General features: G+C 52.4%; 21 protein-coding genes and 4 pseudogenes. 15 read left to right on the top strand and 10 right to left on the bottom strand.

The features are described 5' to 3' along the window. The first annotated feature begins 34 nt into the window (after nucleotides 1–34). The 10 genes and pseudogenes from KRAC_RS55055 (at nucleotide 35) to KRAC_RS64500 (ending at nucleotide 7,176) form a co-directional block, all read left to right on the top strand. Entirely contained in the window at nucleotides 35–250 is a 216-nt protein-coding gene (locus tag KRAC_RS55055) for a hypothetical protein (protein WP_007922023.1), read from the top strand. Nucleotides 251–340: 90 nt separating this feature from the next. Further along, nucleotides 341–877 (top strand): dihydrofolate reductase family protein, encoded by a 537-nt coding sequence (locus KRAC_RS55050; protein WP_007922022.1) that lies wholly within the window; start codon nucleotides 341–343, stop codon nucleotides 875–877. A 187-nt stretch (nucleotides 878–1,064) separates the two neighbouring features. Continuing rightward, nucleotides 1,065–1,853 (top strand): alpha/beta fold hydrolase, encoded by a 789-nt coding sequence (locus KRAC_RS55045; RefSeq protein ID WP_007922021.1) that lies wholly within the window; start codon nucleotides 1,065–1,067, stop codon nucleotides 1,851–1,853. A 68-nt stretch (nucleotides 1,854–1,921) separates the two neighbouring features. Beyond that, on the top strand, nucleotides 1,922–2,278 hold the full coding sequence (locus KRAC_RS79110; protein WP_211221535.1) for a dihydrofolate reductase family protein: 357 nt from the start codon (nucleotides 1,922–1,924) through the stop codon (nucleotides 2,276–2,278). Between the two features lie 15 nt (nucleotides 2,279–2,293). Continuing rightward, nucleotides 2,294–2,494, top strand: a complete 201-nt coding sequence (locus KRAC_RS79105) for a dihydrofolate reductase family protein (protein WP_211221533.1) — start codon at nucleotides 2,294–2,296, stop codon at nucleotides 2,492–2,494. A gap of 68 nt (nucleotides 2,495–2,562) precedes the next feature. After that, entirely contained in the window at nucleotides 2,563–3,243 is a 681-nt protein-coding gene (locus KRAC_RS55035; protein ID WP_007922020.1) for a DUF998 domain-containing protein, read from the top strand. A 370-nt stretch (nucleotides 3,244–3,613) separates the two neighbouring features. Then, nucleotides 3,614–4,069, top strand: coding sequence for a group II truncated hemoglobin (locus KRAC_RS55030; RefSeq protein WP_007922019.1), 456 nt, complete (start codon nucleotides 3,614–3,616; stop codon nucleotides 4,067–4,069). A gap of 77 nt (nucleotides 4,070–4,146) precedes the next feature. Beyond that, nucleotides 4,147–4,952, top strand: a pseudogene (locus KRAC_RS55025) (IS6 family transposase). Nucleotides 4,953–5,452: 500 nt separating this feature from the next. Then, nucleotides 5,453–5,632: pseudogene (locus KRAC_RS80575) on the top strand (transposase); the annotation flags it as partial. A gap of 503 nt (nucleotides 5,633–6,135) precedes the next feature. Next, a complete protein-coding gene (locus KRAC_RS64500) occupies nucleotides 6,136–7,176 on the top strand; it encodes an LLM class flavin-dependent oxidoreductase (RefSeq protein WP_007922015.1) in 1,041 nt (346 codons plus the stop codon). A gap of 158 nt (nucleotides 7,177–7,334) precedes the next feature. Here KRAC_RS64500 and KRAC_RS55010 read toward each other — a convergent pair whose 3' ends face one another. Continuing rightward, nucleotides 7,335–8,006, bottom strand: a complete 672-nt coding sequence (locus KRAC_RS55010) for a BON domain-containing protein (RefSeq protein ID WP_007922010.1) — start codon at nucleotides 8,004–8,006, stop codon at nucleotides 7,335–7,337. 215 nt (nucleotides 8,007–8,221) lie between these two features. Beyond that, nucleotides 8,222–8,854 (bottom strand): hypothetical protein, encoded by a 633-nt coding sequence (locus KRAC_RS55005; RefSeq protein WP_040448491.1) that lies wholly within the window; start codon nucleotides 8,852–8,854, stop codon nucleotides 8,222–8,224. Nucleotides 8,855–8,950: 96 nt separating this feature from the next. Between KRAC_RS55005 and KRAC_RS55000 the strand changes: the two genes are divergently transcribed. Then, nucleotides 8,951–9,667 (top strand): IS6 family transposase, encoded by a 717-nt coding sequence (locus KRAC_RS55000; protein WP_007922009.1) that lies wholly within the window; start codon nucleotides 8,951–8,953, stop codon nucleotides 9,665–9,667. 114 nt (nucleotides 9,668–9,781) lie between these two features. Beyond that, nucleotides 9,782–10,120: pseudogene (locus KRAC_RS54995) on the top strand (methyltransferase domain-containing protein); the annotation flags it as partial. Nucleotides 10,121–10,301: 181 nt separating this feature from the next. Here KRAC_RS54995 and KRAC_RS54990 read toward each other — a convergent pair. The 5 genes from KRAC_RS54990 to KRAC_RS54975 all read right to left on the bottom strand — a co-directional run bounded on the left by KRAC_RS54990 (nucleotide 10,302) and on the right by KRAC_RS54975 (nucleotide 13,681). Then, nucleotides 10,302–11,732 carry a non-oxidative hydroxyarylic acid decarboxylases subunit C gene (locus KRAC_RS54990; protein ID WP_007922005.1) on the bottom strand — a complete coding sequence of 477 codons (1,431 nt, stop codon included), beginning with the start codon at nucleotides 11,730–11,732 and terminating at the stop codon, nucleotides 10,302–10,304. A 143-nt stretch (nucleotides 11,733–11,875) separates the two neighbouring features. Next, entirely contained in the window at nucleotides 11,876–12,109 is a 234-nt protein-coding gene (locus KRAC_RS68435) for a non-oxidative hydroxyarylic acid decarboxylases subunit D (RefSeq protein WP_007922000.1), read from the bottom strand. 18 nt (nucleotides 12,110–12,127) lie between these two features. Continuing rightward, the gene (locus KRAC_RS54985; protein ID WP_007921998.1) at nucleotides 12,128–12,736 is read right to left on the bottom strand and encodes a UbiX family flavin prenyltransferase; all 609 of its coding nucleotides are present in this window, start codon (nucleotides 12,734–12,736) and stop codon (nucleotides 12,128–12,130) included. Nucleotides 12,737–12,820: 84 nt separating this feature from the next. Further along, a complete protein-coding gene (locus tag KRAC_RS54980) occupies nucleotides 12,821–13,189 on the bottom strand; it encodes a VOC family protein (protein WP_007921996.1) in 369 nt (122 codons plus the stop codon). A gap of 117 nt (nucleotides 13,190–13,306) precedes the next feature. Beyond that, a complete protein-coding gene (locus tag KRAC_RS54975; RefSeq protein WP_007921994.1) occupies nucleotides 13,307–13,681 on the bottom strand; it encodes a VOC family protein in 375 nt (124 codons plus the stop codon). A gap of 552 nt (nucleotides 13,682–14,233) precedes the next feature. Between KRAC_RS54975 and KRAC_RS54970 the strand changes: the two genes are divergently transcribed. After that, nucleotides 14,234–15,082: an aldo/keto reductase gene (locus KRAC_RS54970; protein ID WP_007921992.1), complete on the top strand. Its 849-nt coding sequence runs from the start codon at nucleotides 14,234–14,236 to the stop codon at nucleotides 15,080–15,082. A 97-nt stretch (nucleotides 15,083–15,179) separates the two neighbouring features. After that, nucleotides 15,180–15,725 (top strand): hypothetical protein, encoded by a 546-nt coding sequence (locus KRAC_RS54965; RefSeq protein WP_007921990.1) that lies wholly within the window; start codon nucleotides 15,180–15,182, stop codon nucleotides 15,723–15,725. A 241-nt stretch (nucleotides 15,726–15,966) separates the two neighbouring features. On the opposite strand, the pseudogene KRAC_RS78905 reads toward KRAC_RS54965, so the two are convergent. Next, nucleotides 15,967–17,132, bottom strand: a pseudogene (locus tag KRAC_RS78905) (RNA-guided endonuclease InsQ/TnpB family protein). Between the two features lie 250 nt (nucleotides 17,133–17,382). Between KRAC_RS78905 and KRAC_RS64485 the strand changes: the two are divergent. Then, nucleotides 17,383–17,763, top strand: coding sequence for a TraR/DksA family transcriptional regulator (locus KRAC_RS64485; protein ID WP_007921987.1), 381 nt, complete (start codon nucleotides 17,383–17,385; stop codon nucleotides 17,761–17,763). A gap of 75 nt (nucleotides 17,764–17,838) precedes the next feature. Here the strand turns inward: KRAC_RS64485 and KRAC_RS54950 are convergent, their stop codons facing one another. Together KRAC_RS54950 and KRAC_RS54945 are read right to left on the bottom strand one after the other, a co-directional pair. Further along, on the bottom strand, nucleotides 17,839–19,437 hold the full coding sequence (locus tag KRAC_RS54950) for a cysteine desulfurase (RefSeq protein ID WP_007921981.1): 1,599 nt from the start codon (nucleotides 19,435–19,437) through the stop codon (nucleotides 17,839–17,841). Further along, the gene (locus KRAC_RS54945; RefSeq protein ID WP_007921978.1) at nucleotides 19,424–20,839 is read right to left on the bottom strand and encodes a family 2B encapsulin nanocompartment shell protein; all 1,416 of its coding nucleotides are present in this window, start codon (nucleotides 20,837–20,839) and stop codon (nucleotides 19,424–19,426) included. Before KRAC_RS54945 ends, KRAC_RS54950 begins: the two co-directional genes overlap by 14 nt. Nucleotides 20,840–21,050: the final 211 nt, after the last annotated feature.

Genomic DNA, 21,050 nt, shown 5'->3' with positions numbered 1-21,050 from the left:
AGCACAACAGGAGGATCTGAAAGGAGGCACACCGATGCACATTGTGATCCGCATCAACGGGCATCTGGACCAGAACTGGCAGGAGTGGCTGGAGGGATTGCAGATCGTGCATGAGGCGGATGGCACGTCCAGACTGTTTGGTCCCCTCCAGGATCAATCAGCCCTTCATGGAGTGCTCGCCACGATTGGTCGTTTGAACCTGACATTGCTCTCGCTTGAGCGTCGCGAGACGCTACCAGGCGAGAGGTAACGACCTCTCTCGCATTTCCACTTGTGCTGTCTCCCTGGAGAAGTGGAGAAGCAAGTGACTACAGAGGAAAGAGAAAAAGGAGAACCGAGGATGAAACTACGTGTATCAGAGATTGTGAGCCTGGATGGAGTGATGGAAGAGCCATTTCACTGGTCAGGCTCCTATATGGATCAAGAGATTGGCCAGGAGGTCATGCGTGCCCTCAGCGCCACGGACGCCATGCTTTTCGGTCGCACAACCTATGAGGAAATGGCCGCGGCCTGGCCCAACAGAGAGGGGGAAATGGCTGACATCTTCAACCGCGTCCCCAAGTATGTGGTTTCCAGCACCCTGACAGAGGCAAGTTGGAACAATTCCCACCTCATCACGGGGAATATTGTCGAAGAGATAGCGAAGCTGAAAACGCAGCCTGGTGGCTTCCTGTTGGTCCAGGGCAGCGCGGACCTGGTGGGCTTGCTTGCTCAGCATGATCTCATTGATGAGTACTACTTCAGCGTTGCACCCCTGGTCCTGGGCAAAGGCAAGCGTCTCTTTCGAGAAGCGGAGCAGATTCAGCTTCAACTTCGTGATTCGCATGCGTACCAGACTGGCATGCTGCGCCTGAGGTACGAGCCAGTCAGGCACTAACGGAAGGTTTCTCAGGCTCATGTAACCGGCTGGTGCCTGGGCCTGACCCAGCTCTCTCTCGAACGCCACGAAGCGAAGCCAGACGACAGCTGATCTTTCCGCTTTTGCGGCCTATCAAAAGAGTAAAAGAGTGTATTTACTTGCAAATTGCAAGTAAACAGCAGAAATGAAACAGAAGGAGTATACTATGCCTCAAGTCATTTCCAAAGATGGGACTATTATCGCCTATGATCGAAGCGGCCAGGGACCCGCACTCATCCTGGTGGGGGGAGCCTTTCAACATCGAGCCATCGATCCCCAGACAGTACAACTGGCTGCACTCCTGGCTCAGCATTTCACAGTGTTCCACTATGACCGGCGCGGGCGTGGTGACAGTAGCGATACGCAGCCCTATGCGGTTGAGCGTGAGATTGAAGACCTTGAATCACTCATCAATGAAGCCGGGGGAGCGGCCTTCGTATTTGGCATGTCCTCAGGCGGGGTCCTGGCTCTTTACGCTGCCGCGCGAGATCTTGCTATCAAAAAACTGGCGTTGTATGAGCCACCGTTCAACCCCGGTGACGAGCATGCCCGCCAGGCATCGGAGCATTACACGAGAGAGCTGACGGCTTTGCTCTCGGAGGGACGGCGGGGCGATGCCGTCGCGCTCGCCATGACCACGTTTGGAGCGCCTGCTGAAGCGGTTGCCGGGATGCGCCAAACGCCCGTGTGGTCCCTCTTTGAGTCGGTGGCACCCACGCTGGCCTATGATGCTGCCATCATGGGAGATGGTTCTGTCCCCGCAGAACGGTTGGCATCCATCACGGTCCCCACGCTTGTCATAGACGGGGGAGCTTCTCCCTCCTTCATGCACAACGCAGCCCAGGCGGTGGCACACGCCATCCCCAACGCGAAGCTTTGTACTTTGGAAGGTCAGACGCATGATGTGGCCCCGCAAGCTCTTGCTCCCGTGCTGGTGCAGTTCTTTCATGCTTGAGGCAACGTTCAGGCTGTCAAGCCAGGTTGCGTTCACAACTCATCATACGGTCACCAAAAGGAGAAGTCATGAGAAAATTGGTAGTCCTGATGCATGTCTCGCTGAATGGTTTTACGACCACAGCCGATGGAGGTTTGGAATGGACGTTTCGGGGAATGAATGAAGAAGTTGCCACTGGTGCCCACGCACTCCTGAGCGATGTGGATGTGGCTCTCTATGGACGCCAGACGTATCAGGGCATGTATGCGTACTGGCCCAGCGTGCTTGCTAATCCGGAAAGCAGATCAGATCAAATCGCACATGCTCACTGGGTCGAGCAGATCTCCAAAGTCGTGTTCTCTACCACCCTCTCACACGTGGACTGGAACAATTCCAGGCTCGTGAAGGACCATATTGCCGAGGAGGTCAACGCGCTCAAACAATAGCCCGGCCAAAATCTGATGGTCTTCGGCAGCCCCAGACTAGCCCATTCGTTGATGCATCTTGGCCTGATTGATGAATACCGGCTCTTCTTGCATCCCATCGTCGTAGGCGATGGAGTGCCCTTGTTCAAAGATATCAACGAGGTGAAGAATCTCACTCTGGTCGAATCAAAGACCTTCGACAATGGGGTCGTGCATCTCTGTTACCGGCCCGCATAAAGCCGCGCACGACGTGCAGCCCTCTTATCCATGCGGGACTACACTCTCAACGCGCGAAGGAGAAAATTATGCAAAAAGCCATTTCACAAAACGCCACACTGACCAATTCGGCCACGCAACTGACAAAAACGCTCCTTGCCTGCGGGGTGGTCGCAGGTCCCCTCTTCACCGTCGTGGGCTTGATCCAGGCATTCACCCGCCCAGGATTTGATCTCAGCCGTCATGCGCTCAGCCTGCTCGAAAACGGAGACCTGGGCTGGATGGAGATCGCCACCTTCCTGCTCTCCGGTCTGCTGTTCGTCGCAGGCGCGATTGGCATGCGGCAGGTCCTGCGTGGCAGCCGGGGCGGGACATGGGGACCTATCTTGATAGGGGCTGTCGGAGCGGGTCTGATCGGCGCCGGGTGCTTCACGGCTGATCCAGGTCTTGGCTTCCCTCCTGGAACATCAGCTTCCGCCTCCGCCATAAGCTGGCACGGCCTTGTGCATATGATGGTGAGTTCGCTGTCGTTCCTGGCATTGATCGCTGCCTGTTGCGTCTTTGCGCGTCGGTTGGTTGGCCAACGCCAACGTGGATGGGCGGCCTACGCTCTCGTTTCCGGCGTGCTCTGCTTCGTCGCTTTTGCCGGGCTTGCGACAGGGCATCTCTGGATGACGAGCGCCTTCGTCTTCACGATGCTCAACGCCTATGTTTGGATCTCAGTGATGGCGGCGAAGCTGTTGCCTGAGCAGCCCCATACCCCAGCCTGAGCGGCTGATAATGCGAGAATCGTGTCGCTCGCCCAGAGAGAGATGCACAGCCTCGTCTGGGCAGGCGACACGAAACCCATCCGTGTGTCACAACAAACGAACGATTTTAAGACAACTCATCAGGAGAGCCTCGCTCAACCTGGTCCAATGATGAGATACGTCATGCAGGTGAAGGGCCACCTGGACCCTTTCTGGCAAGCCTGGTTGGAGAACCTGGTGATCACGCGTGAGGGGAAGCCACGTAGATATGTGTTCCCCTCACGGCTAGGGCAGGTTCCCTCCCAGGAATGCTCTCTTGCTTGTGTACGGCTGTGCTATTCACGCGTGCCGCCCATCAAGGCGGCGACCATGACAACAAGGAGGACCAACTATGCCAACGCTCTTCGAACACGCTGGAGGTCTGAGTGCGCTGCACCAACTGGAGGAAGCCTTCTATGCCAGCGTCCTCAAGGACCCCTTGCTCCAGCCGCTCTTCGGCAGAGAGCAACCGCAGCATGTTGACCATTTGACCGCCTTTACCGCCGAATCCTTCGGCGGCCCTGATCGCTTTAGTAGAGAACTCGGCTTTGAGCATGTGATCGCCGTCCACCGTCATCTCAAGATTACCGAAGCCCAGCGGCAACGCTTCGTCGAATTGTACATGGCTGCCCTCGATACGGCTGGCCTGCCAGATGACGAGCCTTTCCGGGAGGCGGTCCGGCAGCATGTCGAGTTTGGCTCGCGGGTGGCGATGCAGAACTCGCATGCGGAGCGTGACGAAGACCTCTATCCGCTGCATGAAGTACCACATTGGCAGTGGGCAGGTGACGAGCCAGACAACCAGTAGAGTGTTCCTGCTTGGGCTGTGTTGCAAGAATAAAACTCATCAGATATGATAGATCAAAAGATGAGAAGAGAAGCCAGATGACCACGCAAGCCCCATTCAAATGGCGTCATGCGCGAAGCTGAGATTATTTTGCTCTGTGTCCGTTGGTATCTTCGCTATGCACTCAGCTATCGCGATTTGGAAGACATCATGCAGGAGAGGGGGCTACACGTCGATCATACGACGATGTACCGTTGGGTTCAGTCTTATGCACCAGAGTTGGAGAGGCGCTGTCGCCCTCATCTGAAAGCCTGCAATGATTCCTGGAAAGTTGATGAAACATACATCAAGATCAAGAAGGTCTGGCTCTCCCTCTATCGGGCCGTAGATTCTGAAGGGAACACGGTGGAGTTTCTCTTGAGTCCAACACGTGATGCTGAAGCCGCTCAACGTTTTTTTGTGAAAGCGCTTGGTTCTTCTGCGCGGACAGCCCCTCATGCTGGTCTGACAGAGGCAAAGCAAGCACAGACGCCTCTCCTCTCCGGCGGCCATACGAGCAGAAGAGATCTTCGAGTCATCAATGTCGATAAAAATGTCGCCTCTCCCAAGGCTAGAGCACATCTCAAAGCCAGCGGGATCCTTTCCTCATCAGTTGAATTGCGACAAGTCAAATACGTGAAGAATCTCATAGAACAAGACCACCGTTTCATCAAACGACTGGTCAAGCCAGGAATGGGCTTCTTTCCTCTGAAAAACATATATTCCGTTTGAAACAGCCAGGAAGACATTACAAGGATATGAGGCAATGAATATGATGAGAAAAGGCCAGGTGCAGGGGGTAAACCGAGGGATATTGTCAACTTATTCGCGTGCGCCCTCTAACGAGCGGAAGTGTTGTCCATGAGGACTCCATTTGGATAGCGATGGAAGGGTGAAGCGGCATGTGTATGATGTTGCGTCATCGTGGCTCTCCCCAGCTTTTGATGAAAAGCTCAGCAAGGCAGAGATGCTAAACTGGAAGGATGAAAACAGTATCAGTATTGAGCGCAAAAGATCAGATTGAGAAGGTAATCAAGCTCTTGATACCTGTCCCAGAGAAGCTTGAAATACATGAACTGCTGATCACATCAGAGGAACTGACACTGGTGCTGGCCTCGTTACAAAGCCTGGCGTCTTGTCCTGTGTGTGGGCAGGAAACTCGGCGTCTTCATATCGTTGCTCCAATTGCTCAGCGCGCATCGACAACCCGCACTCCCAGGCAAGCAACGCGGTTGCTCTTGTGCGAACCGGAAGAACTCCGAGAAACGGACATTGCCTACCGACAAGCTCTCTTTCGTTTGGCTCCATCTCTGGAGAACCTCTCTACCTTGGGGAAAGAGGGCGAAAGCGAGTCCTTGCGAGGAAATACGTCACTTTGCTCTGGGTCTAGAAAACGAAGCTGATGCGGCTCTCGCCGCCCTGACGGAGCCATGGAGTACGGGGCCAGTGGAAGGACACATCACCCGGCTCAAACTGCTCAAACGACAGATGTATGGGCGAGCCAACATTGACTTGCTCCGCTTGCGCGTCTTGCATGTTGCTTGAGCGCAATTTCAATGGAACCGATGGGATCAGGCTTGGCTCTGCATCGGTCGGCTTGTGTTGCTTTCCGCCTCACAGGAAACCTGATGGTCTTCTGTGAGAGTGATGGGGGGCACTACCCGCCACTACCCGCACAACTTCTGCAATGACAGGAGGAAGAGAACATCCCCGCACATCCCCAAGAAACAGTTGGAAGCCCTTTCACCTTTTTTCGCTCTTTCCTTGCACTTCTTCACCGTTCCTTCTTAACGCTACAATACTCGGTTCATCAAAAGTTGGGGAGAGCCACGATGACGCAACATCATACACATGCTGGCAGGGATGGTGTTGGTGTCATGGTCAGTCCTCCTGACCTCTATGTTACCACTTCTCTCAAGAGTCACTACCTATCTTCGACTCGCCGATGATTTGTAACATCGGCTTACAATTTAAGCGAGTGGTAAAAAACACCTATGTAATTCAATGATAGGGAGGAGTAACATCCTATCACTATAGAGGAGCGAAAATTGGAAACGAAAGCAAATGAAACGCATAGGGTGCTGCGTTTTTCTCTGTGGAGTGATGGCCGAACAACGTTGGGTCAACCGGTAACAACTACAACCTATAAAGAACTTATGGATGAGTTTTGCCACGCCGACCTGCTTGGTTTTTACGGCGTGTGGGTCTCTGAGCATCATGGCTTTGATGATGGCTATCTTCCTGCTCCCTTTACATTCCTGGCTCATATAGCCGCTCGCGCCGAACACCTCCACCTCGGTACAAACTTACTGCTTCTACCACTCTGGCCTGTCCGCCTTATAGCTGAGGAGACGGCTGTACTGGATGTACTTAGCGAGGGACGCTTCACTCTGGGAGTCGGGCTGGGATATGTACAACACGAGTTCGCGGCCTTTGGTGTGCCGCGCAGCCAGCGCAAGAAACGCATGGAAGAGGCCATTCCCTATCTTCGGGCAGCTTTCCGAGGAGAGCACGTACCGGATGGGTATAATGGTGCTCCCCTCCCGGTAACGCCCCAACCAGCGCAGGGAGCGCGTTTGCCAATTTACATGGGTGCCAATACGGAAGTCGCGCTCGATCGTGTGGCACGCCTTGCTGACGGATTCCTGGCATCTGGTTTCCTCTCCGATGCTCCTGAACAAGAGGTGGTGAATCAGTGGCACATATTGCAGTCACACTTGAAGAAGTATGGTCGTGATTCTACGTCATTTCCCATTGTCTTGAGTACACATCTGTGGGTCAGCGATGATCCTGAGCGTGATTGGGTTACTCTGCTCGCTCCCTCTATGGCCTATCGGCAATACGTCTATGCTAAGATGGGGACGGATGTGGGAAAGGCTATGCCAGCGGAGCCTGACCCCAAATCATTTAAGCGCGAGCATTTTCTAGTAGATACGCCAGACAACGTGGTCAAACGCTTACAGGACCTCCAGGCTCAGGTTCCCTTCAGCGAACTATGCTTCTGGTCTCATCCGCCAGGCGTTCCGCACCAGGCTGTCGTGGAAAATCTTGAACGCATCGCGCGGCATGTCTTGCCTGCCTTTAAGTAGGTGAGCAAGTCTATAGGGAATGCTTAACAACTCATCTCAACCGTATAGCAACCCTCCTGCTTCAGACGCTTAAAATGGTCGAGAACGAAGCGGCAGAGCAGGAGGGATGTGGCGCTCATTCCCATCAAAGGATGAGCTCGTTGGCCTCAAAACAGCGGTTACGGTAAAGGTGAGACCACAATGTGGTTCTCAACCTCGGTAACACCCGGCGCTAACCAAGCTGTATCCTCCGCCGCCAGTTTCTCAGCATAGGAGCGTACTGTCCCACGGAGAATGACCTTACCGTCCTGCATTTCGACGGTAATACGCTGGGCATCTATCTCCGCATTACGAACGAGCGCCTTCTCGATCTGCTGCTTCAGATCTGTGGGTACCAGCTGAGGCTTAACAGTGATAATATTAGTGACACCTTTAACACCTGCTATTTTCTTGACAGCATCTTCTGCACTTTGCCTCTGGTAGTTGTGTTCGACCATACCCTTGAGCGTCACCCAGCCATGGTCGACCTTTACCTCCAGTTTGCCAGTTGGAATATCTGCTTCCCACTTAAGGGCGTCAAGTACGGCCTTGGCAAGGTCGATGTCGGTGCGTTCAGCGAAGCCAGGCAAGCGCACCTCGATGTCGTTAACGATCGCCTTGACGCCGCGAACGCGGCTGGCGGCCTCTTCGGCAGCTATCTTTTGTGGAAGCGAATCGACCCAACCAGTCAGCGTAACGATCCCGTCAGTTACGATGACACCAATTTCGTTTATTCGGACACGAGGATCCCACTTCAACTCGGCCAGGACGTCTTCCTGGATTTCTTCATCACTTCGGGGGCTAACTGCCATGCTGCGTATCTCCTTATTCAAATGACCGCTTATATTTCCTTTTTTGAAAAGTTACTGCTTATTTTCTCTGTCATGTATCTCTCTAGTGCCTTTGCCGACACGGTTGAGTCGGCTCAACTGTCAGCTCTGATCGCTCGCCACATCTCGCTTCCTTGTGAGTGCAGAGAAAAAGGAAACAAGAAAACAAAGTATAACGCTTGCGCTGTTCTTATTCATTATGAGAATACAGAAGAAGTAGTATATATCAATTGAGTTCTGCTGTCATTAGGCAGCCTGACCTTGCCCCGATTTGTGGTTCCTCTGAATTGATATCCTCCTCCCATGCCTGCATGCGCTCCCATGGCATTGAGGATGGCCGCGATCTGCGTATCGGTATGCGTTGGAGCCAGTTCTTGGACCTGGGCCACAACCTCCTGGCTGGTCTGGCGAATTTCCCAGGATTGTTGATACGGGGGAATGGCCAGATGCGTCACCGCCTCCGTTTGCCAGCGAATGTCGATCCTGATGACATTGCCCCGCTTGGAGAGTGTCACATCTTTGATGAGAAAGCGCAGGAGTTGTTTGCGTTCAGCCCACGTCGTCGTTGCTGCATGCCAAATCGCAGGGAGATCCTGGGCTAAGGCGCGGATTTGCTGACGCTGAGCGTCTGAGAACTGAAGGGCTGTTGGTCGTGGCAAGAGCGCTTGTTCCCGTTCCAACCGTTGAACGTCGGCCAGTTTGTCATTCCAGTCTCGTTCAAGACTGCGCGCAACCAGACGATTGTCAGGATCAACCGCCACATAGCGCCGACAGGCCAGATTTGCCTCGTATTGTGCCCGTTCGATTTGCCGCTTCCACTGCTGGTCCACTTGCCTGGCTTGTCCCTCAAGCTGCTCCAGGACGGAGAGGGCAATCTGGTATTGTCAACTTGGGAAAGTAGCTGAACAATGTGCGAGAATAGCTGCATGAAAACAAACACCCCTGCTCCAAGCTACAAAGGCTTTCGCTTCCCACCTGAAATCATCAGTCACGCAGTGTGGCTGTATTTCCGCTTCTCCCTCAGTTTTCGCGATGTGGAAGAGCTTCTGGAACAGCACGGAATCGTCGTGAGCTATGAAACCGTGCGGCAGTGGTGCTTGAAGTTTGGGCAGACCTACGCGAACGAACTGCGCCGTCGCCGTCCGAAAACGGGAGGCACATGGCATATGGACGAGGTGTACCTGAAAATCAATGGCAAACCCCATTATTTGTGGAGAGCTGTTGATCAGGACGGCAACGTGCTGGACATCCTGGTGCAGAGCCGACGCAACAAGCAGGCGGCCAAAAAGTTCTTTCGCAAGCTCCTCAAAGGGGTGCAATACGTCCCGCGCGTGATCATTACCGATACATTGAAGAGCTATGGAGCAGCGAAACGCGAGATCCTGCCTGGCGTGGAGCATCGGCAACACAAAGGCTTGAACAATCGAGCGGAAAACTCACATCAACCGACGCGACTACGAGAGAAGAAAATGCGGCGGTTTAAATCGGCCAAACACGCACAACGCTTTCTTTCGGCCTTTGGACCCATCGCTGGACATTTCCAACCACGAAGGCATCGTTTCCCTGCCGGGGAGTACCGTGCCCTTTTGCAGGGCCGATTCCAGCAATGGCATGAGGTAACTAGAGTCAAGCAGGTCGTATAACTACCTCTACCTCCCCACTTCTCATTACCCTTTTATTGCTTTTCTCCTATAGCTCACCAGTATATTTCGTTTTTAGAAATAAGTTGACAATGCCCTGCACATGTCTCATTTGCTCATCATGACGTAACCCAGACTCCCTTTCCCACTGGACTAGGTGATCTCATCTTCTGCCGCATGCTCCTGACCCACCTGCGAGATCCGATCTCAGTGCTTGAGCGCTGGGGGACACAACTGCGTCCCAAAGGCCTCTTACTGGTGGAAGAAGTCGAGTGGATTCAGACGGAGCACCCGCTCTTGCGCCGCTATCTGGAGATCCAGGCCGCCCTGCTCAGACAGCAAGCGAACGAACTCTACATCGGCCTGAGGCTTCAGCAATACCAGGTGAATGATCAGCTCAAGCGTCGCCTGAGCCGCGTCTATCACCTGCCTGTTTCGACAGCGCGAACCTTTTAACGTCTTAATGTTCACGTTTCTTTCGTTTTTTCCGTGTAATCTTGTCTCTAAAGAACAAAACAGGGGGATATGGGTCAAATTACACAGTTATTGCTAGCCCAACTCGTTCACGTACCGCGCGAGACGCAGTTGTGGAGGATGTATTACTGGTTTGTATGCATGGTGCTCTTTCTAACTATTTTCATCTCTGTTTACGCATATCATCGATGAGCTTCTTATGCCATTGCTCTGTAGTTGGCGGCGGGTCTATTAAGAGCGTTTTCTCTCCGCGTATATCTGGTGGCTGTGGGATAGTCGCGTCGAGGATCAGCTTGTGCGTGATACCGGGTGGATCAGAACTCGGATCGAGCGAGATAACGGAGGCAGTCGGCACGACAATCAGGTCTTTACTCGGGGAGAAGCGTGTGGAGAGCGCCCACATTACCTGATTGAGATCGAACGGATCAATATCCTCGTCCACGACAATGACGATCTTGCAATAGCCTATGCCATGTGTTGTGGTGATGGTGCGTACACCAACTGCTTTGGCGAAGCCACCAACGCGGCCTGCGGTTTTCGTCGAGACGATCGCGACCAGTCCATTGAGGTAGGTCGCGTTGACCGCTACAATTTCTGGATAGGCCTCTTTGAGTTGCGTGTAGATCGCGACGCAGGTGTTGACGCCGATCAGGTAGTCGATCTCAGTCCAGGGAATGCCTATATAGACATGTTCGTAAATCGGTTTCGTGCGGTGATAGATCGCGTGAATCTTTATCACTGGTTGACGCCTGATTCCCGAATAGCTACCGGTGAACTCACCAAAGGGCCCTTCAATCTCGCGTTGCCCTCCGATGGCTTCGCCTTCCAGAACAATCTCAGCTCCCCATGGAACATCAAGGCCTGTACGTCTGGCCTTCACGATCCTGTAGGGCTCTTGCTGCATCGCGCCCGCCATCTTATACTCAGATTGCGTGTAGAGCAGAGGCGACCCTGCAATCGTCGTAATCACGGGTTCGCAACCTATGGCAATGGCGACTGGCAAATTCTCTCCGCGCTCTTCCGCCATATATAATTGTGCGCCTGCATCGTGGAAGGGCAAAAACTGCACGCCCAGATGATCCTTTCCTTTCACCTGGATACGGTAGATGCCAACGTTTTGTAAATCAAACTCCTCAGGGTGATTCGGATCTCGTGTCACGACGCATCCCTTGTCGATGTAGCATCCAGCGTCATACTCATTTAAGCGGAAAAGCGGCAGCACATCGAAAAGGTTGATGTTATCGGTGATCTCATTTTCATAGAATGGCGCATCCTGAACGCGTTCCACTTCCATCGGGTACGTGTTCCAGCGACGCACAAACTCAAAAAACTGCTCCTTTACCGTTGTTGTCTTGGGTATGTTCAGCATTAAAGCATGATTTGCCCAGGAACCAAGCACATTCATCACTACCTGGGCACCGTTGTAGCTGTGAATATTGCGAAAGTGGATCGCTGGTGCCTGATCGCCCAGGTAGGACACAGCTCGCCCTGCAGCTCCCAGGTCGGGCTCCAGGGTGACCTCCTGATCGATATGGAGAAGTTGTCTCTCTTCCTCCAGGCGCTGCATAAACGCGCGTAAATCTTTGTACGCCAAGATTCTACCTCCTTCCCTTACTCAATCTATGATTGCTCTTCATACATCCTAACGATATCCTAGTGCTTTTCTATGAGAGTTTTTTGAGAAAAGGCGGGGAGATTCCTGCATTCCCTTTTCCTAACTTCTCTAGTTTTTCTGCCCTAGGATTTCTTTCGTGGTACGCCAATAGGAGGCGTTACCTGCGCGTGTTCAGTCATTTCCGGCGTCAATTTAAAATCCCGATTGTACAGAGCCGGGTTGGTTATGTGTTCCGGTTCGGTCGAGCGCCAGGTAAAAAGACAACGAGGACACCTATACATGATCCAGCTTCCTTTGACGGGCGATTCAGTCAGGATCGCTCCATTGGGGTCATCACAACGGGGGCAGGTTGGCATATCTGCTTTCTCCTCTCCTTACCAATCCATGACGCCTTGTTCTTCATCCTCTACAGGCCATCGTCGAAACAGGTCTTGTGCTAATTGAATATCAAACAAATCCAGGACGCGGTTCACCGTTTGATTGATAATGTCGTCGAGTGTTGCTGGATGGTGATAAAAAGCTGGAAGGGGTGGCATGATGATGGCTCCCATTTCGGTAGCTTGCTCCATCATACGTATATGCCCTAGATGAAGGGGTGTTTCGCGTACAGCCAGAACTAGTTTCCGCCGGTCTTTCAATACAACGTCTGCAGCCCGCAGCAAGAGGTTATCGGAGTAACAATGGACAATTCCCGAGAGTGTTTTGATTGAGCAAGGCAGGACGGCCATGCCAATTGTGTGGAAGGAACCAGAGGAGAGAGAGGCCGCAATGTCGCTTGTCTTATATGTCCGATCCGCCAGTTCCTCAACTTGCGCAATGGAATAGCCGGTCTCCAGTAGCACTGTCCGTTTGGCTGCTGCGCTCATGATGAGATGCGTCTCAATCGATGGGACCGTCTGTAAGATTGCAAGCAGGCGGATGCCGTAAATAACACCGCTCGCTCCTGAAATTCCAACGATCAGCCTGTTCTTCTGCGCACACATGCAGTTTTCCTCCTTAGGGCATCGCAGCAGCAAAAAGACATTGCGATACAAGAAGCAGAGACCTCCGCTTTTGTTTTGACCTTGCTACTTCTCCTGATGCACAATCAACCGGTTCTGTGCGGGGTCGTAAGCATAGAACTCTTTGCCGTGAAAGGTGTCGATGATCTTGCCAGGCGAACACCCCACCGATCTAAAGTGATTGGCTGCGTCGTTGATATCGATCACCTCCAAGACAATACTGGCGGTCGAACGGGTATCATGCATAAACTCGGGGCGGTTATCCGGGCGGGGTTTGAACAGGCCGATGCGCAATTCCGGCAGTTGAAATTCTACATACACATCTTTGATGTGCCTTATCGGCTCCTCCTGCAGGATCTTGCTATAAAACTCCTTCATTTCATTGAAGTTGATGGCCGCTATGGCGAGACGCCCGTACTTATACAAAGAAGCCATCGTTTCTCTCCTTTCTCTCTCTAGAGAGGTGTCTGACTACCGGAGTGATGAAGTGAATGTTCTCATTACCACGTTCAGGCCATATTTCATCATGGACAGTGAATCTGGATTTCCCGACTAGCTCCAAGATTGGTGGAGAATTAATCGATTCTGTTCAGGATCATAGGCGTAAACTTCTCGCCCATGAGGAGTATGAATAACCCCTCCTGGTGGCGCATATCCGAGTGCTGTAATGCGAGCGATTGCCTCATCGAGATCGCTCACCTCCAAACAAATGCTCATCGGGTTCTTTCCTACCCTCGCAAACTCTTCTTTGCTGCTTTCGTGAGGGCGAAAGATACCCAGGCAGAGATTTGCTACATAGAACTCAACATAGCTATGAGGTTTGGCCCCTATGGGTTCTTGTTGGAAGAACTGACGGTAAAATTGTGTTATCTCCTCCAGGTTGAACGCCGATATAGTGACAAATGCAGCTTCGAAGCGAAAGGCCATGGTGTTTTATCCTTTCTCTTCAAGATGAGAACCTTTTTCTCCAGGGCTATTATACATCAGCTGTGTAGGTGCAAGCACCATAAAAGTGATCATTTATAGAGAAAAGGAGGAGCATATTTGCAAGCACATCTTTGTATATTTGGTCAGAATAATGTATTATATATGCAAAAATGCGCCGCGTCAAAAAGGCTCTACATCTTGGTTGTTTTGATGAACTTCCTCCATTTTCTGTAGACCTTTACCCTCGTTCTACAATGAAGGTGCAACCTCCGTGTTTTGTTGCAGCCACAATCAAAAATCATGCAAGTAGTAGTAGTACCTCATTCTCTCATGGACATTGATACGCTTTGCAGGGTATTGTAGAGGGTTTTTAGGGCGAGTCAGATTGGGAAGCCCCTATCTCTGACCCTTGTTGCGGTGGCACTAAAAGGGCTGCTAACAAAATGTTCCCGGGTTTTCCTCTACCACACCACGTCCACTTTCGAAAAGATCGACATCATCGCGGGTTAGCTTCTTCTACAGAAGAGCGCTTGCCGTAGGAGGAGATCTGTTATGCATGCAATTCCAATTCGCACTATCAAGCTCCCATCGGGTGAAGAGATTCCAGTGCTTGGGCAGGGAACCTGGGGCATGGCCGAAGACTCGCGGCGTCGAGCGGATGAGATTGCGGCGCTACGTCTGGGCCTCGATCTTGGTATGACGCTGATCGAGACCTCCGAAATGTACGCAGATGGTGCTGCTGAAGAACTGGTGGCCGAAGCACTAGCTGGGCGCCGTGAGGAGATCTTTATCGTGAGCAATGTGCTCCCAAGTAACGCAACAAGGCATGGCACGGCCATCGCTTGCGAGCGTAGTCTGCAGCGCTTGAAGACAGACCGAATCGATCTCTATCTCCTGCACTGGCGTGGCCAGGTACCACTGGAGGAGACACTTGCAGCTTTTATAGAGTTAGTCGGCGCGGGGAAAATTCGTTATTGGGGCGTCAGCAATTTTAACTTTTCAGATCTTGAGGAACTCATGGCCTTCCCAGGGGGAAGGGATGTTGCGGCCGACCAGGTGCTCTACAATCTTACCCGACGCGGCATCGAGTACGATCTGTTGCCCTGGTGCCGCAAACGTCGCATTCCGATCATGGCCTATGCGCCTTTCGAGCAGGGGCGGCTACTTGGCCATCACGTTCTTAGACACATAGCAGACAAGTATGACGCAGCGCCGGTCCAGGTGGCTCTCGCGTGGATGTTCAGACATGACGACCTTAGCGCCATTCCCAGGGCGGGGAAGAGGGCACACGTCATTGAGAATCGCTCCTCCCTTGCTCTGAACCTCGCGGAGGAGGACCTGGCTACCCTTGATCGTGCCTTTCCGCCGCCAACCGGGTCGCAACCGCTCGAGAGGTTCTAAATCGCGCATATGGTGGTTCCTTGTTGTGCGTGGAGTTCGAATCTACCAATGGCAAACGTGAACTAACTGCTCCGTTAGTGTTGATCGGGGGGGTAACTTGAAAAAACTTGGGCTTTTATTCAACCTGGGCACCTGTTTGGAGTTTGCAGCGTGTAATGCTTCGGTAAATAATATTCCTCTTGCTACGAATGCACTTGAGGACGTGTTGCAGTCGCTGTTCGAGCTCAAGAATATGGGTATCGCCATTGACTCGGTACGCATTCAGAACATGCTGAAGGATGGTCAAATTTACCAGAGCATTATTGAAGATGTTCGTGATAACGATTATAGTACAGCGTTAAAAAATATCCATCCTGTTTTCTACGATGCTTACGCGCTAGGTGTAAACATTTCAGGCGCGGAAGGGCAAGCTAGAAGTGGCGATGAAAACGCTCGACTGGTGATAAGCGGCAATGTTGCTGAAGCTACAAACCTTGTGAACAGTTTGAACAAGGAGAATGTTCCCCTGGCTCTGGCAAACTTACCTGCGGATCTACAAACCATTCACCCCATGACAGATGATTTCAAATCGCTGTACAGTGCACTTGTGTATAATCGGGGGAAGTGTCAGGGGGTTCTGGATGTCGTTCCCGACCCAGTGTGACGTTTCCCCGGCTTTGTTTATATTGCTAGAGCGCCAGGTTCGGCAACTCACGCCGATACAAGAAGAAGCTGCGCTCTTCTCTTGCAAAACAGAGCAGTATATGTATCATTCAGGGTGGGATGCTCTGTTGTGGTTTCTCTGCTCCAATTAATGTAGTAAAACGTATGCAAGCATAGCTCTGCTACACCTTTGTTGTTCCTGTTTCATCCGTAGGAGCCTCAAGGCCGAGGCCTTTTTGGTCTTACCCCGCGTCCGCAGGCAAGTTTACGTCCTCGTCTGAGCCAATACCGGTGACGACTTGGTCAATGAGCCCGATCAAGTGAAGGGCTTCCCGCAGGATATTCTGGCTCGCATTATGATCGCGATCTTGCGGGAACTGAGAATAGGGGCATGATGGATTCTGGCAGAGGAAGGTGCGATCTTTGAGCGTCATCGCTTCCCACTTCCAGCCGCAGCAGTGGCAGGTCTTACTCGAAGGAAAGAAGCGTCCCACCTTGATCACCTGTCCACCCTGCTGCTCTACCTTCGCCCCGAGCAGGGAGAGCAGCTTGCCCAATGCTGCGTCAGAGAACGAACGAGACAGCCGCCGATTCTTGAGCAGTCCCTTGAGGTTGAGGTCTTCGATGCCAATGCTTCCATAGCAATTGGCAAGCCTGGTTGTGAGCTTGTGGAGCACATCGTCTCTCAGAGAGGTAATACGATAATGGAGTCGTGCCACCTGTCTACGCGCATTCTCGCGGTTTTTTTGATCCCGGTTTGCGGCGATGCAGTCGCTTATTGGCCTGACGCAATTTTTTGAGCGCCGTTTTGAGGAAGGCTTGGTTCTCGACTCCCTCTCCTGTACTCAAGGTGGCCAATCGGTTCAGTCCGACATCGATACCAACAGCGGCTGGTTTCTTTGCCGGGATCACATCTGGGAGTTCGACCTGGAGAGACACAAACCACCAGTCTGCTGACGCGCGTGATGCGTGCTCCTCTCACGCGACCTTTGAAGCGCAGATTTTCCGCCATGTTGACCCATCCGAGCTTAGGAACCCACAGACGGTGATCCCCCAACTCGAATTGATCGTTGGCAAGGTAAAAGGAGGGTTTGTTTTGTTTCTTGCTCTTGAACTTGGGGCGTTTGGCTTTGCCTTCAAAAAACGCGGTGAAGGCTTTTCCTAGATCGAGGAAGGGCTGATCTGAGGCGTTCTTCGTCACCTCCCATGTCCAGGGGAATTGCACCCGCCGGATCTCGTTGAATTGCTTCTTGAGTTTCAAGGCAGTGGGTTTCTCCCCGGCTTCATATTGGCGGTTCCATTCGGCCAGCCCCCAATTCCACACAAAGCGAGCAACGCCTGCGGCACGAGCAAGGGAGTTGACCTGCTCAGGTGTGGGATGCAGTCTGATCTTATGAGCGCGAATCATGCGGTTCTGCTCTTTCTCTTGCCTCTTATTTTCTTCAGTATAGGACAAACGTTCTCATCTGTCAAGAAGCTCGAAAGTGTGGCGTCTTGCCCACGGTTGGTCCCTTTTTCCCACTTTTTTGGGAACAGTTGCATTCTCTTTTGCCCCCTTGGCTTGCAATGTGGGGTATGATTTGGGAGAAATGGCCCTCATTGGGTTGGGACCGGTAAAGGTTTGTATATCCTGAGCATGGTTGAAAGGTTGATTGGAGATGGCACTTGATCTACAACAGATAAAAGAACGGCTTCAGGCGAAAGAGAAGGAAATCCTGGAACGCATCAAGAGCCTGGTCGAGCCTCCTCCTCCTGAGCCAGTTGATCCTATTCAGGCGCAAGCGAGTGAGGGACCGCAAGAATTTGAGGATCTTGCTGTCGATGTCCAGCAGGACGAGCAAGTACAGGCGATTATAGCTCACCAACAGGCTCTGCTGCAGGAAGTCCGGAACGCACTCAAACGTTTAGAGGATGGCACGTATGGCCGCTGCATAGATTGTGGGCAGCCTATCCCCGAAAAGCGCCTGGAGGCCATTCCATGGGCGGCGCGTTGTATTCAAGATGAGGAAAAAGCCCAGAGGAGCGGCCTCGGCAGCTAGGGTCTTTGCGGCAACCGGTAAGAGATAGACACCTTGCAGGCAAAGCCTGGAGAAATAACAGTGGTCTCGTTCCCTTCACGCATCAGAGTGAGGGGCTACCACCTTTTTATATTTGAGGATTGCTGTGATTAAGGCGTCGATCTCTTCATAGGTGTTGTAAAAAGCCAGGGAGGGGCGCACTGTGCCAGTCACGCCGTAACGACTCATCGTGGGCTGGGCGCAATGGTGACCAGCCCGCACGGCGATCCCTTCCTGGTCCAGAAACTCGCCAATGTCCTCGGGGCGAGCGCCATCAAGAACAAACGAAAGCACTCCGGCTTTTCGTTGAGCGGTACCAATGAGACGCAGTTGCGGGAGCGAAGCCAGCGCCTCGGTGGCATAGGCCAGCAACGCTTCCTCGTACTGGTTGGCGGCTTCAAATCCGATGTGATTCACATAGTCAATAGCGGCTCCAAGGCCGATAGCGCCAGCGATGTGACCAGTACCAGCCTCAAACTTATAGGGCACTTCATTGAATGTGGTCTTTTCGAAGGTGACGGTATCAATCATGCTACCACCACCCTGCCAGGGAGGCATATCCTTGAGCAGGTGTAACTTTCCGTAAAGCACGCCAATCCCGGTCGGGCCGAAGAACTTATGACCTGAGAAGGCATAGAAGTCTGCGTCCATTGCCTGGACATTGACACGAAAGTGAGGAACAGCCTGCGCACCATCTACGAGGACGAGCGCCCCATGTTGGTGCGCCATTTCAGCCATTTGCGTGATTGGTAGGACTGTCCCCAGCGCGTTCGAGACCTGGCTAATTGCCACCAACCGGGTGCGTGGCCCCAGCAATCGTTCATATTCTTCAAGGATCACCTCTCCACTATCATCAATTGGCGCCACACGCAAGATGGCCTTCTTCTCCTGGGCTAACAACTGCCAGGGGACGATATTGGAGTGATGCTCCAGCGTGGTAAGGACAATCTCATCTCCTGCGCCAATATATTTCCGACCGTAGGTTTGTGCGATGAGATTGATCCCTTCGGTTGTACCACGCACAAAGATAATCTCACTCGCTGATTGTGCGCCCAGGAACTGCTGTACTTTTTCCCGCGCCCCCTCATAGGCATCTGTCGCGTGAGCAGCCAGAGTGTGTGCTCCGCGATGGATATTTGAATTGTTATGTGTATAAAATTGCGCGAGCGCATCAATGACCTGGCGCGGCTTTTGACTGGTGGCCGCATTATCCAGCCATATAAGAGGTTTGCCATTCACCTTCTGATGCAAAACAGGAAAATCTCGCCGAATGGCGTGAACGTCAAACGATCCATGCACGCTGGGAAAAGGACGTTGCGTCTCTGGCTGTGGCAAGAAATAAAACTGGGGCCGACTGACAGGATGTGGTACCGCTGGCATGTCCGTCTCTTGTGCTACGTCTAGATCATCTAATAAGCGGCGAAGGTCTTGGCTATTCATCGGAAGTTGGCCTGTGATGTTTTCCATTGCTTCCTGATGATTCGCATGGCGCATCGCGCGAGGTATCTCAGCATATAGCTGGCGAGTAAGCCGCTCAATGCTTTCAATATCTTCATCGCTTGCAAAGTCATCGTTCGCGCTGTGAGTATGGAATTGAGATATCCCTGGTTGTGCCTGGAAGCCTTGTGGGAAGGGATCCCGATCACTGGTAGTCATAGGAGCTTGATACCTCAACATTCTCAAGTGAACCCAGTGCATCGTCTACCAGAACAGCCACCGAGAAGTACGACGAGACCAGATAGGAGGCGATTGCCTTGTTGTCAATGCCCATGAAGCGCACAGATAAACTAGGCTTGTACTCATCTGGAATGTCTGTTTGGTGAAGGCCGACAACGCCTTGCTCTTTCTCACCGACGCGCATGAGTAGGATGTTTGTTGTATCGCTTCCATTCACCATCAGTTTGTCTGTCGGAATCAGGGGGACGCCGCGCCAGGCAAGAAAAGGATTTCCAAAAATTTCAACGGTGGGAGGGGGGACGCCGCGACGAGTACATTCGCGCCCGAAGGCTGCGATGGCACGCGGATGTGCGAGGAAGAAGGCGGGCTGTTTCCAGACACGGGCAAGCAGCTCATCCATATCATCGGGAGTTGGTGGACCGGTGCGCGTCTGAACACAGCAGGATGGATCCACATTTTTGAGTAGACCAAAATCTGGGTTATTGATCATCTCCCATTCTTGCCTCTCTTTGATGGCTTCGATGGTCAGGCGGAGCTGCTGGCCGAGCTGGTTATAGGGGTCATTGTAAATATCGGAAACGCGAGTATGCATGCGCAGGACGGTCTGCACGACACTCAGATTATACTCACGAGGATCCTCCTCATAGTCGACAAACGTCTCGGGCAGATCAGCTTCCCCAACATGGCCAGCTGAAAGTGCAATTGACTTTTCGCCATATCCATCCAGGAGCAGGGAGTTGTTCGCGCGTCGCTGTTGTATAATATGATCCAGGTCGGGACGTAGCCCGATGACTTGTTTGATAACCTCTGTAAATGATGCGCGTTCAAGCACCAGAAGTGAACAGGACGTCAGCGCCTGGGCATTGGTTGTTGGAGGGAGATCTTCCAGCAGAGCCCTCTCTCCAAAATGATCCCCCTCAGCCAAAATAGCCTGCCCAACCTTTTGACCGTAACACCCGGTCTCCCATACCTCCACTTTGCCGCGAGCGATGATATAGAACTTATCAGCCGGTTGGCCAGCGCTTATAATCATGTCATGAGCGTCGTATTTCTCATTGGTGAATTTATTGCTGAGCGCGCTGAGCATCCCGTCATCTAAATCGTGGAAAAGCGCTAGTGTCCGCAGGTCCTTTGCCTCAATCTGCGCTTGCTTGCCCATCATCCTCACGCTCATCTGCCCTTCCTTACGCAGGACAACCTTGCATCGATTCACTCGATACGTTCCCCCTCCTACCTGGACCCAGGGCAAGAGCTTGAGAAACCAGCGGGGTGTGATACCAAGCATTTGGGGGATAGTTTTCGTGGTAGTAGCAATTTGACGCGCAGCTCCTGTACTCAAACTCTGCTGAGCCACGGCGTTACCAGTGGGATTGGCGGTCATGAAAAGCACCCTCTCTTAGACTGCTAGGGGCATTCCCTCGCCCCAAAACCAAGTAGACTGAGTTACTGATGAGGCCTGTTTTTATGTCTTGTATGTCAGCCTATTCTTTATAGCTACCTATCGTTCCAACGCCATCATACCAGCATGGACAAAATTGATCGAGATGAACGCACCGCGACAATTTCTAATGTTTACCATAATCTGTTACCTT

Origin of the sequence: Ktedonobacter racemifer DSM 44963 (genome assembly GCF_000178855.1) — a bacterium.
Lineage (GTDB): Bacteria > Chloroflexota > Ktedonobacteria > Ktedonobacterales > Ktedonobacteraceae > Ktedonobacter > Ktedonobacter racemifer.
The sequence above is the reverse complement of the archived record's forward strand: the minus strand, read 5'-3'. Positions and strand labels throughout refer to the sequence as shown.

Excerpts from the sequence above, each read along its gene's own strand:
- KRAC_RS54975 (WP_007921994.1), bottom strand. The coding sequence starts at position 13,681 with ATGGCCTTTCGCTTCGAAGCTGCATTTGTCACTATATCGGCGTTCAAC.
- KRAC_RS55045 (WP_007922021.1), top strand. The coding sequence starts at position 1,065 with ATGCCTCAAGTCATTTCCAAAGATGGGACTATTATCGCCTATGATCGA.
- KRAC_RS54970 (WP_007921992.1), top strand. The coding sequence starts at position 14,234 with ATGCATGCAATTCCAATTCGCACTATCAAGCTCCCATCGGGTGAAGAG.
- KRAC_RS54945 (WP_007921978.1), bottom strand. The coding sequence starts at position 20,839 with ATGACCGCCAATCCCACTGGTAACGCCGTGGCTCAGCAGAGTTTGAGT.
- KRAC_RS68435 (WP_007922000.1), bottom strand. The coding sequence starts at position 12,109 with ATGCCAACCTGCCCCCGTTGTGATGACCCCAATGGAGCGATCCTGACT.
- KRAC_RS64485 (WP_007921987.1), top strand. The coding sequence starts at position 17,383 with ATGGCACTTGATCTACAACAGATAAAAGAACGGCTTCAGGCGAAAGAG.
- KRAC_RS54985 (WP_007921998.1), bottom strand. The coding sequence starts at position 12,736 with ATGTGTGCGCAGAAGAACAGGCTGATCGTTGGAATTTCAGGAGCGAGC.
- KRAC_RS55010 (WP_007922010.1), bottom strand. The coding sequence starts at position 8,006 with ATGGCAGTTAGCCCCCGAAGTGATGAAGAAATCCAGGAAGACGTCCTG.
- KRAC_RS54950 (WP_007921981.1), bottom strand. The coding sequence starts at position 19,437 with ATGACTACCAGTGATCGGGATCCCTTCCCACAAGGCTTCCAGGCACAA.
- KRAC_RS79110 (WP_211221535.1), top strand. The coding sequence starts at position 1,922 with ATGAGAAAATTGGTAGTCCTGATGCATGTCTCGCTGAATGGTTTTACG.
- KRAC_RS54980 (WP_007921996.1), bottom strand. The coding sequence starts at position 13,189 with ATGGCTTCTTTGTATAAGTACGGGCGTCTCGCCATAGCGGCCATCAAC.
- KRAC_RS55055 (WP_007922023.1), top strand. The coding sequence starts at position 35 with ATGCACATTGTGATCCGCATCAACGGGCATCTGGACCAGAACTGGCAG.
- KRAC_RS55030 (WP_007922019.1), top strand. The coding sequence starts at position 3,614 with ATGCCAACGCTCTTCGAACACGCTGGAGGTCTGAGTGCGCTGCACCAA.
- KRAC_RS55035 (WP_007922020.1), top strand. The coding sequence starts at position 2,563 with ATGCAAAAAGCCATTTCACAAAACGCCACACTGACCAATTCGGCCACG.
- KRAC_RS55050 (WP_007922022.1), top strand. The coding sequence starts at position 341 with ATGAAACTACGTGTATCAGAGATTGTGAGCCTGGATGGAGTGATGGAA.
- KRAC_RS79105 (WP_211221533.1), top strand. The coding sequence starts at position 2,294 with ATGGTCTTCGGCAGCCCCAGACTAGCCCATTCGTTGATGCATCTTGGC.
- KRAC_RS55000 (WP_007922009.1), top strand. The coding sequence starts at position 8,951 with ATGAAAACAAACACCCCTGCTCCAAGCTACAAAGGCTTTCGCTTCCCA.